This is a genomic window from Nocardia iowensis, from assembly GCF_019222765.1.
GTDB lineage: Bacteria > Actinomycetota > Actinomycetes > Mycobacteriales > Mycobacteriaceae > Nocardia > Nocardia iowensis.
Genome location: NZ_CP078145.1, coordinates 5,382,808 through 5,399,381, shown reverse-complemented (window position 1 = coordinate 5,399,381; position 16,574 = coordinate 5,382,808). Strand labels below are relative to the sequence as shown.

Genomic DNA, 16,574 nt, shown 5'->3' with positions numbered 1-16,574 from the left:
GGAAGACTCTGTGAGCCAACCATTCTGGACGGCTGACCACCGCGCGCCCAGCGGCATCGCGCCCAGCGGCATGAGGGTGCGTTCGCAAGCAGTTGGCCGGGCGTCCATAGCTGCGACAGCAGACCGGATAGCTGGTCATCTGATAGCTTCGGCAACGATGGCTTGCCTGCGGGCAGCATAAGGGGGATGGATGGATACCGCCGAGCGTTATGAGCGATTCGCCGACCACGAAGTCTGCGGATACTCGCCTTCCTCCGAGGAGTGGTCCCGCGGAATCGCCTGTGACCCTGAACTACTCGGCTTGATCAACCAACTCCCAGCAGACAAACGCAGGCCCAATCTTGTGTTGGCTGCGGCCCGCTTCCTCGGTGCCGAGCCGTCTGGCTACCCGAGTTTCAAAGCCTGGATGATCGAGCACTGGGACCGAGTCGCCGAGGTGGCGCTGGCTCGGTTAACACAAACGAACGAGCCGGGGAGAACAGCTAGCCTGCTGCCCCTGTTGGCTCAGTTTCCGGGGCCGTTGACGCTGATCGAGGTGGGCGCCTCGGCCGGACTCTGTCTATACCCCGACCGATACAGCTACCGCTACGACGAGCGTCTGAGCGTCGATCCAGCCGACGGGGTATCGCCGGTTGTGCTGCGCTGCACGACCGCTGGGGACCCGCCACTGCCCTCAGAAGTCCCTGAGGTCGTATCGCGCATGGGGATCGACCTGAATCCGCTCGACGTCAACGACGCGGGGGACATGGCATGGCTAGAGGCGCTGGTTTGGCCTGAACAGCAGCATCGGCTGCAGCGGCTGCGCGCGGCGGCCGACATCGCACGAGCGGACCCGCCAGCCTTGGTTGCTGGAAACCTGCTCGACACCATCGCAGATGTGGTGGACGCAGCAAACCCGGATACTACGGTCGTGGTCTTCGGCAGCGCCGTACTCACCTATTTGGACCCACCATCGCGGCGCGCCTTCGAAACGATGGTGCGCGACCTTCGATGCAAGTGGATCGCCAACGAGGGCACCGGCGTCATCGAGTCGCTCACCGCCCAACTGCCCAAGCCGCCCCACACAACTCGAGACAAGTTCGTTCTCAGTCTTAATGGGGAACCGATGGCATACACCGGACCGCACGGCCAATCGCTGGACTGGATCGCCGACATCGAGACGGCGCGATAATCGGCTACATAGGACTGGTGTCAGGACCCGATCCCGGCCAGGATCACGTCCGGATGCCCGGTGAGAAGCTCCCTAATCGGCTGCCCACCTGCGTCATTGGTGTGCACACCGTGATCGGGCGTCACCGCCGGACCACGACACAATTGAGCGCCGACCGCCCTACGGATGGGTCAGCCCGCATCCATGAAAGGCCGGAAGGGGTACGAGGGTGCGCCAGGAAGGCGATGGTCGGAATCCGTGTAACTCCGAGTCATCCGACTCCGCAATCGGTTCAGAATCGGCCCGCGGAGAGGAAGTCTCACCACTATGGTGGGATGCCGGAGTTTGCCACAGCGACCGCAGTTGAGGAGTTGCCATGCCCGTACGGTTGGACCTGGTGGCGATTACGCTGGACTGTGCCGATCCGGAGGAGATGGCCGAGTTTTATCATCAGGCCACCGGTTTCGAGTTGCATCCCAAGTCTGGCAGCAACTTCGCTGGTCTGAATCGTCCGGACGGGCTGTTTCTCGGTTTCCAGCGAGTAGACGACTATCGGGCGCCGCAGTGGCCCGCTCAAATCGTTCCACAGCAGATCCACCTCGACTTCAAAGTTGACGATCTCGACCGGGCGGAGGCGCTGCTATTGGAGTTGGGCGCGACCAAGCCGGAGCACCAGCCGGCGGGCGACCGGGCACGCGTCCTCATGGACCCCGCCGGGCATCCGTTCTGCCTGACCCTTGACTGAGAACAGCGATCTGAGACGGCCGCCAACCATCGAGCAAACATCCTCAATTCGGCATTACCGCGCCGTCCGGGTGGCGATGCTCGTGGGTCAGGAATTGTCGGGAAGGTGTACTGCTGTGGGAGGTATGTCTGCTCTGATGCCTCGAAAGCTTGGGTGCCGCAGGATCGCGTCGTGGCTGATTTCGCGGTAGTGGATTTCGGCGACCAGGATGGGTTCGACGAAGTGGCCGGCGGATAGCACTGTGTGCGGGATGGGGCCGGACGGATGGGGCGATGCAGAAAATCTTACGTTGATTTTCGGATGTTCGGGACGGCTGTATAAGCCCGGATTGTCGTATGGGGGGTTACCGGCTCTCCCCTCCAGACGGATCTTGTAGGTACGCAGCCTCGTGGGTCTGATCGCCGGAGAACGCGCGATATTCGAGGCGAGAGGGCACTCCACGGCTCGAGTCGCTAGGAGACAAACCCTAGATTCCACCACAGCCGCTACCGGTCACGATCCCTTTATTGTCTCCGGCGTCCACTGTGCGGCATCTCCCTGCATAATGCTTGAGCTTCTTCACTGATCCATCTTTCAGGGTGGCCTGGCCACCTTTTGTTGCGGAGATGAATCCTCCCCACTCTGAGCGTTCATCAGATTCTATTCGAAGAAGTTTACAGCCCGTCCCGATCACGTCGTAACTAGCTTCTATTGTGGTCCCGTATGTCGGGTGGTAGGAAGTCGTCTCCGAGGCCCACTGCGCGCTGATCAACTCGCAACCATAGACGGGGTCCATCCACAGCCCATGCCTCCGTAGGCGGCGAAATTATCAACGCGAAGGCGGAAATTGCGACGGTACTCGATACTTTTTTAAGGCTGTCACTGTGCACTCCTCTGAAGACACACTCGCATGTGGTCGGTTGGTATTCGGGGCGACGGACCGGCCGGATGGGTACTACCGAGCAATATCTCGTACTACGGCGGGTGTGTCGACACGCTCAACGGGCGTTCAGGTCGGGCGCTCTCAAGGTGCCGTGCCCCTTGAACCGTGCGATAGGCGGCATGAGAGGACATTTACACCAGCGGTTCGGCGGCCCTGGGCTGGCGGAAAACGTCAAGCACCTGCACCCATCCGGAAGCGTGCTCAGTCCGAATCATTGGACGGTGCGTCCCTGAATAAGCCTGTGGATGTACGCAGGACGTCAAGACGGGACGACAGACCGACGCACAGCCAGTCGCCTCGTCAACACGAACGCGTCGGATCCAGTTGTGCCGGAACTGTTGCGTTGTGGGTCAGATCGGTAGAGCGCCGCGGCGTAGGAGGTGTCGTAGTGAGTGCGGTATGGCCAGCACTCCCGCGCCTTCGACCGTGGTGTGCGGGCCGAGGCTCTCCAGGTTTATCGACATTCGCTGTGCCGCTGCATATGCACCGAATACCAGGTCCTGCGCGGAGTCTGCCGCCGGGAAGTGACCGTCGAGTTCCGCTGGATCCGGCTCCTGGTTTTCCGGAGGCAAGCGATCGTCCCCATTACGCTGATGCAGCATGGCCGCATACGCTGCTGCTCGATCGTGGTCCTCGTGCGCCGGGCGCGGCTCACGTTCGCGGTCGTTGGCCTCCATCCAAGCATTCAACTCGGGGAGTGAATCCATGGAATCGTGTTCCTCGCACCGATAGACATAGACGTCGTCGGAAGACACACAGTGCATGCGGATTTCGCCGTCTTGGGCGATGCACCATTGGCTCCACGTAGTGTCGGCATAGTCGTCGATGGTGAACTGTTCGTACCAGTGCGCGGTCCCGAACCGCTGGCTCAATTGCTCCATCCGCTGATACAGCTCGTACCGGCTCTGTGCCGAAGTCGAGCCTGGTGTGATTCCGCCGAGTGCCTCGTTGCGGCAGAAGACCAGGGTCCACCCGTCCAGCACGGGAGTGACGAATACCTCAGGGCAGAGGCTGTGCCCGTACAGCTGTGAATTCTCGGTCCAGAAATCGCCTTTCCGGCTCGTCCACATGTCGGTGGGCATACGCTCCGGTTTTATCCCCTGCCACAGCGCGAATCCCATACGCATCGTCGCGGGAACCGGATCAGTGAGATCGAGCGCGTCCAGGACCGCGGCCTGATCGGTGGTCGGCAGCGCAAACCACGCGCCGCCGAGTATGCCCATGGACAACGATTCAGGTGCCTCGCCTCGCTGCTTCATCCGGATCAACCGACGAAGCATCACCAGATCTTCCGCCGGAATGTGATTCCACCCGAATTCGGCAAGCATCACCAGCGCTACTCGCCGCGCAGCCGAGTCCCGGCGTACCAACCGCAGTGAGTCGATGATGCCCGTCCCGAATTCCTCCAGCTCCCGCATCGCCTGGTACCGGACCATTTCGAACGAACTGCCCAGTAGGGCGAGGAGAACGGGGAGGTGTTTGCATCGGTGTGCGGCAACGACTTCGCCACACCACTTCCAGAATGTGCAGCCGATCGGTGCAGAGGACTGTTGGGGCGAGAACTCAGGCATACGAGTGGCGGCAGGCAGTCCGAGCGTGACCAGCAGCCGCTCGCCCAACCCTTCGCTCGGCGCATCCACCAGCGCGCCGACCAGAAGTTTGAATTCTATCGGTCTGCGCAGCACCTCGATGCATTCCGGCCAGGCATAATCGAAACGCCCGTCAGCCAGCAGTTCCAGGGCCATCGTGACGCGCGGCACCCTATAAAGGGCATTGCGAGTGTCCACCCAGCACACCCGCGTGCGAACCGCCGGATCGGTGTCGGTCAGCAGCGTCCGGAATTGTTCTGAAGTGAGGCCGTCTATCAGCAGTCCATAAAAAGGGTCTCGATTGCTGTCATCGACAAGCAGATCCAACGCATCCCACGTCTGTCGCCGGATCCTCGGATCGGCATCGGTGGCCCGCATCCGTACGTCGTCCAGCAACTCCTCGCCTGCTGCGCCGCGAAACCTCCACCACTCCTGCGTCACCGAGTGTTCAGCAAGCAGGGCCCGCAGCCTGTCCGAGTCGACCTTCTTCACCGTCGCAACATAGCCGACCGTACCCGGCCATCGCGATGTTCGACGGGCCTCGACAGGCGGGCGTTGGCTGGATCAGAACAATGTGTCGCGGCCCCGTAGCGGCCGGTAGCCGGTCGGGCCGAGCTGAGCCAACTCGGCATCGATGTCGACCTCGATCGAGCCGAAGAAGTTGATGTTCTCGCTGTGTGCCCGGGGAGATGTGCGCCAGCACCTCGTCGTCGATGGGGCGACCTTGACGGCGCATCTGATCGACCGCCAGCCCGTAATACCCACTCGACCACGCGAACACCGCGTTCGTGGCCAGGGGTCAAGCACCACGCCTGTTCGGTCTGCGCTTCCAGATGCCGCGCCTGGAAGGCTCCTTCGTGGGCGTAGATGAGACCACGTTTGAGCGCGTGGATGGACTCGCCCTTGTTGAGTTGGCGGGGGGATCTTGCGCCGATAGTCCGGGTCGGTCAGATACCGGCAGGCGTAGACCGTGCGCGCATAGCGCCGTATTCCTTCAACGCCGAGGCCAAAGCGTTCTGACGAGTCGACGCGGACAGCTTGCCCACCAGCAGAGACGCGGTGGCGTGCCCGAACTTCAGCGATCCAGCCAACCTCAGCAGGTCGTCGTAGTGCTCGGCGATCAGATCCAGATTCAGCTTGCGAGTCAGGAGCGGTCCGCGAACACCCGTCGCCACGAAACCCGACCTCCAACACAACCGATCAGCCTCGTCGGCAGCCAGCCGATCATTAACCGAGCCCGTCCGCAGCCCGAACCGGAAACCCGACATCTCTGCTGGTCAAACCATTGTCGTTGTTTTCGCGCGATTACTACCGGGACCCCGACAGCTGCATGGTGCTACTGCGGGGATCTACGGCCGTGCTTGCTCACCGTTGTCTGGCGGTCAGACGGAAAGACGGCAGACACACGATCTTCGGCACTATCGGATGTTCTGCGCGGCAGTCGATCTCGCCGCGCAGAACGCGCGCACGGCGGCATTTGCGGACGTTCCGCGCCGCACTGATCTCGCCGTGCAGCCGCGTCCAAAATCACGCGGCAGCACCTCGACCGGCCGCGGGCGAGGAACGTCGAGCAGATCCGCCAGGTCCGCGATACTCGCCCCGCCCTGACGAACCAATTTCCTCGCTCGCCCGCATGCTCGGCGTCTGGCGGTTCATGCTCTACAAATACGTGCCCGAGCTCGGTGGCGGTGCAGGGCAGTGGGTAGACGCCGAGCCGCGCGTGATCACCTCCTCGTGATGTCGGAGGTCTCCATTTCCGGCCGATCCGAGAGCGTGAGCAGCACGGTCTCGCTGAGACACACGCTAGTGACGGATTGTTCGGAGTCTGGGTCTAAGGTGCCGTCGCGAGTGGTCAGACAGGCGCCCACCCGGGTATCACCGGGCTCTAGGCGGAGGTCCGCCAGCATGGCGGTCGCGGTGTGCTTCTTCCCGTCACAGGTCGCATCCACCAACGTATCGTCCGTATCGTCTCGCTCGTTCTGAATGATTAACCACAACTCCTTTACCCCGATCGAGCCCTTCGCGTCATCGGCGGCGCACAGCAACCAGCTCGAGTAACCGTCGCTGCAACCACCACGGCAGATGCCTGTTGAATGTGGCACCGAAGATTGGCCGCAGCAGAGCCTTGACAACCGCAGGTGGCAGAGCGATATCGCGCATGAATTCGTGCTCGCGGCTATGGAGACACGGCTGTCGGCCGCATCCGCTGATGTGCCAGACCAGCAGACACCTTGCCGCGACGGCACACTCAACCCTTGTGTTCGCGGAAGGTTGGGCTCAGCTCGCTCGACTCGGGCAGAACATCGTGGGTCGACCGAGGAAGCGATGATCGTCGGTCACAGTTCGGCCTGGTGATTCTGACCCCATCTGCACACCGACCGCGTCGGATGGAACAACGCACGCGGTCGTCACGCATGTACGGCAATTCGCCGCGAATTCGATGCGTCAGGAATTTCAGCAAATATCCGGGAATTCGACTACCATGGATCGAGCGGCGCATGAAATGTGTTGCATGCCAACCCAATTCAAGTATCTCACAGCGAGGTTGCTTTGTCAAATTTTGACTATGCGGCGGAATTATCGATCGAGCGCGAATACGTCGCATTTCTGTACGGGGAATTGGATGCGGTCCGGCAACAAGCGGTGGGCCGGCTCTCCGCCGAGCTGCGGGACACCGCCGCGGCGAGTCCGGAGGAGCGGTGGCGGCGTGAGGTGGCGGTCGGCGCGCTGCGTGGCCAGGTGAGCCGGTATCGCGCGGCCGAGAACGGACTGTGTTTCGGGCGGTTGGATCATGGCGCGGCGACCACCTATATCGGGCGAATCGGGCTGTTCGACGAGGCGCACGACTACGAGCCGTACCTGCTGGACTGGCGGGCGCCCGCGGCGCGGCCGTTCTACACCGCGACGGCCGCCCGTGCCGAAGGGGTGGCGCGGCGGCGGCATCTGCGCGCCCGCGGCCGGGAGATCATCGGATTTCACGACGACGTGCTCGATCTCGCTGCCGCCGGGGCCGATACCGACGCGGCGCTGCTCGCGGCATTGGCCGCGCCGCGCGCGCGGACGATGCGGGATATCGTCGCCACGATCCAGGCCGAACAGGACGAGATCATCCGGCTGCCGCATGCGGGGATCGTGGTGATCGAGGGCGGACCAGGCACCGGTAAGACCGCCGTCGCGCTGCACCGCGTCGCGTATCTGCTCTACTCCCGGCGGGAGCAGCTGTCGCGGCACGGTGTGCTGATGATCGGGCCCAACCCGGTATTCCTCGACTTCATCGGCGCCGTCCTGCCGTCGCTGGGGGAGACCGACGTCGTCTTCGCCACGCCCGGCGAGCTGATGCCGGGCGTCCGCACGGCGCTGGAAGATGCGCCGGAGGTCAAGCGGGTCAAGGGAAGTCGCGCCATGGTCGACGTGCTGACGGCGGCAATCGCGGATCGTCAGGAGCTGCCCGGCGATCCGATCGAGGTCGAATTGAGCGATGTCACCATCGATATCGATGCCGAGGTGGTTCGCGATGCGCGAAAAGCAGCCCGCGCTAGCGGATTACGGCACAACGATGCCCGTCGAGTCTTCTGTTCCGGACTGCTCGACGGGCTCGCCGAGCGTGCGGTGGACAAGATCGGCGCGGGGTGGCTGAGCGCGCGCGATACCGGTATTCGCGCCGAACTGGCGGCTGACGCGCGCGCCGAACTGGCCGAGCACGGGGTGGTGCGTGCGGCGATGGGTAGGCTGTGGCCGCCGTTGACCCCGCAGCGGTTGCTCGCCGACCTGTTCGGCTCGCGTGCGCGCCTCGCCGCGGTACCGCTGACCGATGCGGACCGGGCGCTGCTGTGGCGTAAAGGCGCTGCGGCATGGACGATTTCGGATGCCCCCCTGCTCGACGAGGCCGCCGAACTGCTCGGCGTCGTGCACACCGGCGCGCGGGCGGATGATCGGCGCGAACGCATCGACTATGCGCGGGGAGTGCTCGACATTCTCGACACCGACGACGATCCGGACGTGCTGCGCGCCGTCGACGTCATCGATGCCACCGGGCTGGCCGAGCGGCATGCCGAGCGGGACCATCGGACGCTGGCCGAGCGCGCCGCGGCCGATCGCGAATGGACCTACGGCCACGTCGTGGTGGACGAGGCCCAGGAACTGTCCGAAATGGATTGGCGGGTCATCATGCGCCGCTGCCCCGGCAAATCCATGACCATCGTCGGCGATCGTGCCCAGCGGCGCTCCCCGGCGGGCGCACGAACCTGGGCCGACGTGCTCGACTGCTACGTCCCCAACCGCTGGGCGTACCGCACCCTCACCATCAACTACCGCACCCCCGGCGAGATCATGGACCTCGCGGCTCGGGTCCTTGCCGAGGTAGATCCCGCGGCGATGCCGCCGAAGTCAGTGCGCCGCACCGGAATTCAACCGATCGCGGTCCATGTGGCCGAAGCATTGCCCGTCGCCGTCGACGAACTGGTGCGTACCGCGACCCTCGCCACCGGCTCCCTCGCCGTCATCGCACCGGACGATATCGAACTGAATCCTGAACTCACCGTACTGAATCCGGCCGCCGCGAAGGGGCTGGAATTCGATGTCGTAATCCTGGTCGAACCCCAGGTCATCCTCGAATCACCCTGCGGCGCCGCAGATCTCTACGTCGCACTGACCCGAGCCACCCAGCGCCTGTACCTTCTCCACTCCGAACCCCTCCCCACCCCGCTGACGGAGGTGCGGTCTTGAACTCGTCCGCGGGTAAGTGGTCCTGCGGCGAGCCTCGCATAGAGGATTGATGCTATGGCGCTGTGCGCGGTCGAAACCGAACTAGAGGTGGCCGATTGGCTACGCTCACTTTCGGACAGGGATTTCGGTCGTGTCTCGCGAGGGCATACTCACCGCCGACAAGGCATTTTGTAGCCAGAGTTTGAGATTGACCGTTCCCTAGTCGGCATCGCTGACGTAACCGCCGCCCACACCGAACCCGTCCGGAGCCCGGTAAATGCGGACGTTCCAGAGACGTTGGTGGCCGACCGTCCGAGGCGGGCCACCGTCCGCTCGAAACGCGCGCTCCGCGGCATGTGCGGATGTTCGTTCACGGTGGAACCTCGAGGCGTGGAGTAAACGCGCTGCCTCCGGTGTTGTAGCACCTGTTGTTGCAGCGATCACAGCGGGCTCGGTGATGGTCCGCCCGGGAAGGGACGGAGCCGATGAGCCTTCGTCAGTTCGAGTACGCGCTGGCCGTGGCCGAAGCGGGATCGGTGACGGCTGCGGCGGAGTTGCTGCATGTCGCTCAACCGTCGATGTCGCAGCAGATCCGCAACCTGGAGCGGGAATTGGGCGTGACGCTGTTCGCGCGGACACCGGCCGGACTGGTGCCCACCGTGGTGGGTCGTGCGTTCCTGCGGGAAGCGCAGGTAGCGGTGAGTGCGGCGCGGCGGGCGCGAGCGACGGCGCGAGGCGGTGCCGAGGAGCTGGTGGGGGAGTTGGTGGTCGCGGCACAGATGGGCTTCGGTACTCGGCAGCTGCCGGTCGTGCTGAGCGCGCTGCGCCGCCGCTTTCCGCGCCTGGAGGTCACTGTCTTCGAGGAGCCGAGTTCAGCCGAGCTGGAGCGGCTGTGTCGCCAGGGCGTGCTGGATCTCGCTTTGATGGCGGCCTGTGATCGTGGCCCCGCCGACGCCAAGCACCTCGGCTACGAAGAGTTTGCCGTGGTGCTGAGCGCCGGGCATCGGCTGCTCGACTCGGAGCGGGTTGAGCTGTGCGAGCTGGAGCGGGAATCGTGGGTGCGGTTCGACCGCGACAGCGCGCTCGACGGTGTGCTGACCGGCGTGCTGCGCGACAACAAGCTGACTCCGACCACGGCCGCCCGTGTGTCCCAGACGGTGACGGCCGTGCGCTGGGCCGCGTACGGACTGGGAGTGACGCTCGTCCCGGCCTCCGTGGTGCCCCACGGTTACGAGCACCTCGCTCGCCCGGTGGTCCCGGCCGTGTCCCAGCCCGTCGTCGCCGTGGTCCGCCACGACGCGGGTCCGGCGGAGGCGGCCCTGCTCGAACTCCTGCGTGAGGAGAGCTGGCACAAGCCCGCTCAGAGCTGGGTGACACCTCCGTCCGCAACGAACTCGGTGCCTGCCGCGTAAGTGGCATCGAAGGCGAGAAATGCTGCCGCCCTGGCAATTTCGTCGGGGGTGCCGAAACGCCGCATGGGATTGTCCGCGACCCGTTCCGCTTTGAACTGCTCGGCGGCCTCTGCGGTCATCGTGTTTTCCAGAATTCCCGTGTCAATGGGACCGGGGCTGATCGCGTTGACACGAATTCCGCGCGGAAGCAGTTCGCGGGACAGGGTGCGGGCCATCGAACGCAGCGCCGCTTTGCCCGCCGCATAGACGCTGGTGTCCGGCAAACCCAGGACGTTCGCATTCGAGGTCGTGAGGACAACGCCCGCGCCCGGGCTGAGCAGCGGGGCGAGCTTCTGCACTGTGAAGAATGCGCCTTTGACATTGATCGCGAACAGCTCGTCGAACATCTGCTCCGTTGTCGACTCGAAGGGCGTGAGGGAGGCGATGCCGGCGTTGACGAACAGGGCCTCGATCGTGCCGAGTTCGGCCGTTACCCGCTCCGCCAGCGCATCGAGGTCGGATTGTGCGGTCACATCGCCTCGGACGGCAATCGCGTTCTTGCCCAGCCGTTCGCGCGCGGTGTCGAGGCCGGCCTGCGAGCGGCCGGTAATCACTACTCGGGCTCCGCCTTTCACCAGCAGCTTCGCCAGCGCGAACCCCAAGCCGCTGCCGCCACCGGTGATCACCGCATTCTTGTCGTTATATGCACCCATGCCGGGATTCCTCCGTTGTTGTTTTCCGAACTTGTTCAGCCCCTGGGGAATTCGCCGCCGTCGACGACGATGCTGCTTCCGGTCAGCCAGCTCGTCCGCGGCGAGACGAGGAAAAGCACCGCGTGGGCGATGTCGGCGGGCCGACCATCGCGCCCCAGCGGTGGGGCGGTGTTGTCCTGGCCCGGCCCCACATCCAGGCGTGCCCACTGCTCCCGCGTCGCCTCGCCACCAGGGGTGGCGGTTCTGCCGGGAGATACGGTGTTGACCCGGATTCCGAACGGGGCCAACTCCGCAGCCAATCCGCGGCTGTAGTTCTCCAGTGCCGCCTTCGCTGTCGTGTAGTGCAGGAAAGGCGGTGCCACCGTGGGGACCGCGGCCGAGGAGATGTGCACGATCATCCCCGAACGCCGGTCCCGCATCCCTGGTGCCACCAGCGAGTCCAGCCGCACAGACGCCAGGAAGTTCAAGTCCAGCGCGTCCTGCCACGCTTGGTCCGGGATCGCCAGTGCGCCTTGGTAGGGACCCGCCCCGCCCGCGTTGTGGACCAGGATGTCCACCCCGCCGAACATCTCCTGCGCGGCTGCGGCGAGCGTCTCCGCACCGGCCCGAGTTCGCACGTCGGCCGCCACGAAGGCGGCCCCATCCGGTACCGGGCTCGTTTCCGATCGGGCGGCCGCAAGCACCTCGGCGCCCGCGTCCAGGAGTTGGCGCACAACGGCGGCTCCGATTCCGCGAGTACCGCCGGTCACCAGGGCCCGCTTTCCCACGAGTTCTCCTGTTCCCGAACCGTTCTCGACCGTACTCATGTCAACTGTCCTCTCGATTGCGATATTTGACGGCTCGACGAAAAGGAGCGCGACGTACCCCCGGGCACGAATCTTCGGAGAATCGCGGTCGGGCACCTAATCGAGCTATTTCACGGTATGCCGGCGAAAGAACGACAAGCAAAGACGAAAATTCAGTAGGCACCATAGGAAATTCCTATACAGTCCCAAACCTTCCGCTCGTGTCGACAAACGCCGAGCTCCGGCTGCGGTACCTCGCGCAGAGCTTCCACCCGTAGCGGAGGATCGGCCAAGCACGTTGTAGCTCAATGGTTCGACGCATACTGGTGCACGCCGGATCAGGAGTCTTCGCCCATCTCGCTACACGGGACGCCACCGATCCGGCGAACGGCCGTAAGAACATGGCCGACATGTACCAAGCACCAGTTGATATTCGGAACGCAAGGGCACCCGGGTAGGGTCTCAGAATCCGTGGCACACGGTGGCTGCGTGACCTGCTGGTTTCTTGGTTGTCTCACGGTGTGGCCAGCTGTGGTTGTCGCAATTCGCTGGCATTTCCTGAGCCGTCAGAACTGGCTAGTCGGACCCAGTGCCATGATCGCCTCGCTGAGCTCAGCCGCGGACTGGGCCACGGACTGGGAAAGGGTGGTGTCCGGCTCGGCCAGCCAGCGGGGCATGGCGTGCCGGTGGATCGCCAGCACCACGTCGATTATGAAGCGCGCCTTGCCGGGTTCGACGCCGCGACGTTCGATGGCCGGGACGAGTGCGTCGGCGATGGAGTCGAGCTTGATCAGCTCGCGCTCGGCCAGTGCCGGGTTGGCGGCGATCACTTTCCCCCGGCGTACCAGAAATTCGCGTGGGCGAAAGATCTCCTCGGCGGTTCCCAGTGCGGCCAGCAGCGCCTCGAACGGCGTGAGGCCCGGGTCTGCCGCCTCGAGCTGGGTGACGAGGTGCGCCTCGACCTCGTCACCGGCGAAGAGAACTTCCCGCTTGTCGGGGAAGTAACGGTAGAACGAGCGCTCCTTCAGACCGGCGGCACCTGCGATCTGCGCGACCGAGGTGCGGTCGAATCCCTGCGACTCGAATAGCTCGAGCGCCGCGCGCTCGAGCCGGCCCTGTGCGTCGGACTCCCATCTCGGCATACACACCAGCCTACGACAACAGCATCTGTTGTCATGATGTACGGTGGGCGACAACAGATGCTGTCATCACGAAGCGGGTGTCATGAAGGCTCTTCAATTCGACCGGTTCGGTTCCCCTGACGCGATTGTGCTCCGCGACGTCCCGCGGCCGGAGCCGGGACCCGGCCAGATCCGGATCGGCGTGCGAGCATGCGGCCTGACACCGGCCGACTGGCACCTCGTCAACGGTCTCCTCGCCGACCAACTGCCACCGCTGCCGCGCGGGCTCGGCCTCGAGATCGCGGGCACCGTCGACGCACTCGGCGACGGCGTCACCGGCGTCCGGATCGGCGACCGCGTGTTCGGCCCGGCCACCTTCGACGGCCCGACGGCCGGTGCTGCCGAGTACGCACTGATGCCGACCTGGGCGCACATTCCCGACGGCGTCACCGACGAGCAGGCCGCCGCGCTGCCGATGGCGGCCGAGACGGCATGGCGCGCGCTCGACGACCTCGGGGTCCGGCCGGGCGAGCTGCTGCTCGTCCACGGCGCGGGCTCTACCGTGGGCGAAGCGGCGGTGCGCTTCGCGCTGCACCGGGGAATCCGTGTGATAGCCACCGCCGGGCAGACCCGGGCCGCAGCCCTGGAACAGATCGGCGCCCGAGTAACCGCATACGGCGACGGCATGGCCGAACGTATCAGGGCACTGTCCGAAGGTCCCGTCGACCGCGCCCTGGACACGGCGCCGACCGGCGGCCGGATCGACCGCGCCGACCAGCCCAGCCCGGCCGGCGGCGCACTGCCGACCCTGATCGAACTGACCAGCGACCCCGACCGTGTCCTCACCGTCTCGGACTTCGCCGCCGCGGCCGATCTGGGCGTCCGGACCACCACCGAGATCCGCTACGACCAGATGGACGAGTTCGCCCGGCTCGCCGACGAAGGCATCCTGGTCGTACCGGTCGCCCGCACCTACACGCTCGACCAAATCCAGAAAGCGGCCGAACTCAGCCAATCCCGCCACCCCGGCGGCAAGCTCATGCTCGTCCTGTGAGGCATGACCGCCCGACAGTCCGAACCCTCCTGCCCCGGAACACAACTGGCGAAGATCATCAACCACCAATCAGCCGGAACAGGGAGCCGAATCTCAAAATCATGGCCAACTGGTCCACGCTATGGCCAATCGTTCTGAGATTTGGCCACGAGTTCCGAGACCCTACAACCCGGCTTTTGGTCACCTGATCCGAATCCTGTGACAGGTCAAGCGCAGGCGAGTCAGATCGCCTCAGCAACCGCACAGCAGGGTTGGGGGTTCTAGACCTGTAGCGGGCTGTTGTGCCTGCTGACCTGCGGGCCGGTTTCGCAACGGTTCCCTGGGGGTGTTCGCTCTGCGGCTCCGTGTGGGTCGACCGAGGGATGCGGTGATCATTGTGGCCGAACGCGCGCTCCGCGGCATGAGCGTGCGAAGGTCGTCTGCGGCGCGGTCGTGTGGTCAGGTGCTGTCGTGCCGAGCGGATTCCTGCGTCGTAGCTGTCCACCCGGTGTCGAGGAGGGTGAAGATTTGGTCGAGTGCCCATTCAGGGTCGTCTCGTCCGTGGACGAGGCTGACGGCTTCGAGGGCGAAGTGGGCCAGAGCTTGGGCGGCGGGGTCGTTTTCGGGTAGTCCGGTGTCGGCGACGATCGCTGCGGCCAGGGCGTTTTCGTGACGCAGCCATATGCGCCGAGCGCGCTCGCGCAGTACCGGAGTGGCCTCGATCAGGTGGAGGAACTCGGGGAAGTGAGGGTCGGTGCGGACCTGTCGAGAGCGCTCGTCGTGCAGCAGCGTGCGCAGCGCCTGGGGGATGGACTGGCCGGTCGGGCGCTCGCAGACGGCGGCGACGAGCGCTTCCTCACGGTCGGCGTCCTGGTCGAAGATCAGTGCTTCCTTGCCGTCGGGGAAGTGCTTGAACAGCGTGGCCACCGAAACGTCAGCGGCGTCGGCGATCTCCCGCACGCCGACCGCGTCGTAGCCGCGCTCCAGAAACAGCCTCAGCGCCGCGTCCGCCAGGGCTTGGCGGTTAGCGGCTTTCTTGCGCTCGCGGCGTCCTGGTTCGGTCATGTGCCCACCTTAGCGCATGGGTAGAACAGGTTGAAATGTAGAACCGATATACTTTTGGCACGGTTTCACCTAAGCTGGGTGAAGCGAGGTCGACCCGGCCTGCACCCAGCGGCGACAACCACACCGCCGCAACACGTTCGAGAGGAACCACCCTGATGACCACACCCCGTATCGCTATCGTCGGCGGCGGCCCCGCGGGCCTGATGTGCGCCCGTGTCCTGCAGGGATATGACATCCAGCCCACGGTGTACGACGCGGACGCCGCCGTGGACTCCCGTGACCCGGGCGGGACGCTGGACTTGCACGCAGACGCCGGCCAGATCGCGTTGGAGGACGCCGGGCTGATGGACGCTTTCCGGGCTTTGGCCCGGGTCGAGGGCCAGGCCAAAAGCCGCCGCGACCACCACGGCACCGTCCTGGCCGAGTTCACTCCCGCCGAGGGCGACGACGCGGCTCCCGAGATCGACCGCGGGCAACTGCGGACCATGCTCTATGAGCACCTGCGTCCCGGCACGGTCGCCTGGGGGCACAAACTCCTGCACGCGACCCCGCAAGGCGGTGGCACGCACCGACTGGAGTTCGCCAACGGCGCCAGCACCGAAGCCGACCTCGTCATCGGCGCCGACGGCGCATGGTCGCCGGTTCGTCGGTTGCTCACCGCCGCGGTCCCGCAGTATCTCGGGGTCTGCTTTCTCGACGCCCGATTCGATGACGTGGACACCAGACACCCCGAAATCGCCGCGATCGTCGGTGACGGCCACATGTTCTCCTCCGACGGCGACGGCCGCGCGGTGATCGTCCAGCGCAACAGCAACGGTGTGGTCCGCGGTTACGTCGCCTTCCGCGCCGAACTCGACTGGCACGTCACCGCCGGCGTGGACATCACCGACCGCGAGGCCGTCCGATCCTTCCTGCTGCGGGAATTCAGCCACTGGTCCGCGCTCATGCGTCCACTGCTCACCGACATCGACGGCGACTATGTGCCACGCAGCTTCTGGGCCCTGCCCGCTCCGCTGACCTGGAACCATGTCCCCGGCGTCACCTTGATCGGCGACGCAGCCCATCTGATGGCACCCTTCGGCGGCCACGGCACCAATCTCGCGTTACTCGATGGCGCAGAACTCGCGCACGCCATCCACAAAGAGAACAATCTCGACGACGCGATCACAAGCTACGAGACAGCGATGTTCCCACGATCCGCAGAACTGGCCGTGAGCTCGAACACCGCGCTCACGCGGTTCTTCGCCACGACATCCCCCGACACACCGCACCTTCCCCCAGACCACGCGCGCGAACACGAGAACTACCAGACCAGGGCCGCCGAATATCGACGCAGGCAACAGAAACCATAGCCAC

12 protein-coding genes and 1 pseudogene are annotated in these 16,574 nt (G+C 64.8%); 6 read left to right on the top strand and 7 right to left on the bottom strand.

Going from position 1 to position 16,574, the window contains the following annotated elements; genetic code table 11:
- The first annotated feature begins 190 nt into the window (after positions 1-190).
- Together KV110_RS24805 and KV110_RS24800 are read left to right on the top strand one after the other, a co-directional pair.
- Entirely contained in the window at positions 191-1,171 is a 981-nt protein-coding gene (locus tag KV110_RS24805) for a DUF2332 domain-containing protein (protein ID WP_218469681.1), read from the top strand.
- A 355-nt stretch (positions 1,172-1,526) separates the two neighbouring features.
- Positions 1,527-1,895 (top strand): VOC family protein, encoded by a 369-nt coding sequence (locus tag KV110_RS24800; protein ID WP_218469680.1) that lies wholly within the window; start codon positions 1,527-1,529, stop codon positions 1,893-1,895.
- Between the two features lie 87 nt (positions 1,896-1,982).
- Here the strand turns inward: KV110_RS24800 and KV110_RS41610 are convergent, their stop codons facing one another.
- The 3 genes and pseudogenes from KV110_RS41610 to KV110_RS24785 form a co-directional block, all read right to left on the bottom strand.
- Positions 1,983-2,135, bottom strand: a complete 153-nt coding sequence (locus KV110_RS41610) for an ATP dependent DNA ligase (protein WP_246633951.1) — start codon at positions 2,133-2,135, stop codon at positions 1,983-1,985.
- A gap of 1,032 nt (positions 2,136-3,167) precedes the next feature.
- Positions 3,168-4,898, bottom strand: a complete 1,731-nt coding sequence (locus tag KV110_RS24790) for a hypothetical protein (protein ID WP_218469678.1) — start codon at positions 4,896-4,898, stop codon at positions 3,168-3,170.
- Positions 4,899-4,970: 72 nt separating this feature from the next.
- Positions 4,971-5,563, bottom strand: a pseudogene (locus KV110_RS24785) (Tn3 family transposase); the annotation flags it as partial.
- A 1,393-nt stretch (positions 5,564-6,956) separates the two neighbouring features.
- Here KV110_RS24785 and KV110_RS24780 point away from each other — a divergent pair.
- Complete coding sequence (locus tag KV110_RS24780; RefSeq protein ID WP_218469677.1) at positions 6,957-9,131, top strand: helicase domain-containing protein; 2,175 nt, start codon at positions 6,957-6,959, stop codon at positions 9,129-9,131.
- 464 nt (positions 9,132-9,595) lie between these two features.
- Positions 9,596-10,522, top strand: a complete 927-nt coding sequence (locus tag KV110_RS24775) for a LysR family transcriptional regulator (RefSeq protein WP_218469676.1) — start codon at positions 9,596-9,598, stop codon at positions 10,520-10,522.
- Here the strand turns inward: KV110_RS24775 and KV110_RS24770 are convergent.
- The 3 genes from KV110_RS24770 to KV110_RS24760 all read right to left on the bottom strand — a co-directional run bounded on the left by KV110_RS24770 (position 10,471) and on the right by KV110_RS24760 (position 13,141).
- Positions 10,471-11,187, bottom strand: coding sequence for an SDR family oxidoreductase (locus tag KV110_RS24770; RefSeq protein ID WP_246633950.1), 717 nt, complete (start codon positions 11,185-11,187; stop codon positions 10,471-10,473). The genes KV110_RS24775 and KV110_RS24770 overlap by 52 nt on opposite strands.
- A gap of 62 nt (positions 11,188-11,249) precedes the next feature.
- Positions 11,250-12,020, bottom strand: coding sequence for an oxidoreductase (locus tag KV110_RS24765; protein WP_218469674.1), 771 nt, complete (start codon positions 12,018-12,020; stop codon positions 11,250-11,252).
- Between the two features lie 545 nt (positions 12,021-12,565).
- Complete coding sequence (locus KV110_RS24760) at positions 12,566-13,141, bottom strand: TetR family transcriptional regulator (protein ID WP_218469673.1); 576 nt, start codon at positions 13,139-13,141, stop codon at positions 12,566-12,568.
- Positions 13,142-13,223: 82 nt separating this feature from the next.
- On the opposite strand from KV110_RS24760, the gene KV110_RS24755 reads away from it, so the two are divergent.
- On the top strand, positions 13,224-14,174 hold the full coding sequence (locus KV110_RS24755; RefSeq protein WP_218469672.1) for an NADP-dependent oxidoreductase: 951 nt from the start codon (positions 13,224-13,226) through the stop codon (positions 14,172-14,174).
- A gap of 438 nt (positions 14,175-14,612) precedes the next feature.
- Here the strand turns inward: KV110_RS24755 and KV110_RS24750 are convergent, their stop codons facing one another.
- Complete coding sequence (locus KV110_RS24750) at positions 14,613-15,218, bottom strand: TetR/AcrR family transcriptional regulator (RefSeq protein ID WP_218469671.1); 606 nt, start codon at positions 15,216-15,218, stop codon at positions 14,613-14,615.
- A 155-nt stretch (positions 15,219-15,373) separates the two neighbouring features.
- Between KV110_RS24750 and KV110_RS24745 the strand changes: the two genes are divergently transcribed.
- The gene (locus KV110_RS24745; RefSeq protein WP_218469670.1) at positions 15,374-16,570 is read left to right on the top strand and encodes an FAD-dependent oxidoreductase; all 1,197 of its coding nucleotides are present in this window, start codon (positions 15,374-15,376) and stop codon (positions 16,568-16,570) included.
- The last annotated feature ends 4 nt before the right edge of the window (positions 16,571-16,574 follow it).

Excerpts from the sequence above, each read along its gene's own strand:
- KV110_RS24805 (WP_218469681.1), top strand. The coding sequence starts at position 191 with ATGGATACCGCCGAGCGTTATGAGCGATTCGCCGACCACGAAGTCTGC.
- KV110_RS24750 (WP_218469671.1), bottom strand. The coding sequence starts at position 15,218 with ATGACCGAACCAGGACGCCGCGAGCGCAAGAAAGCCGCTAACCGCCAA.
- KV110_RS24800 (WP_218469680.1), top strand. The coding sequence starts at position 1,527 with ATGCCCGTACGGTTGGACCTGGTGGCGATTACGCTGGACTGTGCCGAT.
- KV110_RS24755 (WP_218469672.1), top strand. The coding sequence starts at position 13,224 with ATGAAGGCTCTTCAATTCGACCGGTTCGGTTCCCCTGACGCGATTGTG.
- KV110_RS24745 (WP_218469670.1), top strand. The coding sequence starts at position 15,374 with ATGACCACACCCCGTATCGCTATCGTCGGCGGCGGCCCCGCGGGCCTG.
- KV110_RS24775 (WP_218469676.1), top strand. The coding sequence starts at position 9,596 with ATGAGCCTTCGTCAGTTCGAGTACGCGCTGGCCGTGGCCGAAGCGGGA.
- KV110_RS24760 (WP_218469673.1), bottom strand. The coding sequence starts at position 13,141 with ATGCCGAGATGGGAGTCCGACGCACAGGGCCGGCTCGAGCGCGCGGCG.
- KV110_RS24765 (WP_218469674.1), bottom strand. The coding sequence starts at position 12,020 with ATGAGTACGGTCGAGAACGGTTCGGGAACAGGAGAACTCGTGGGAAAG.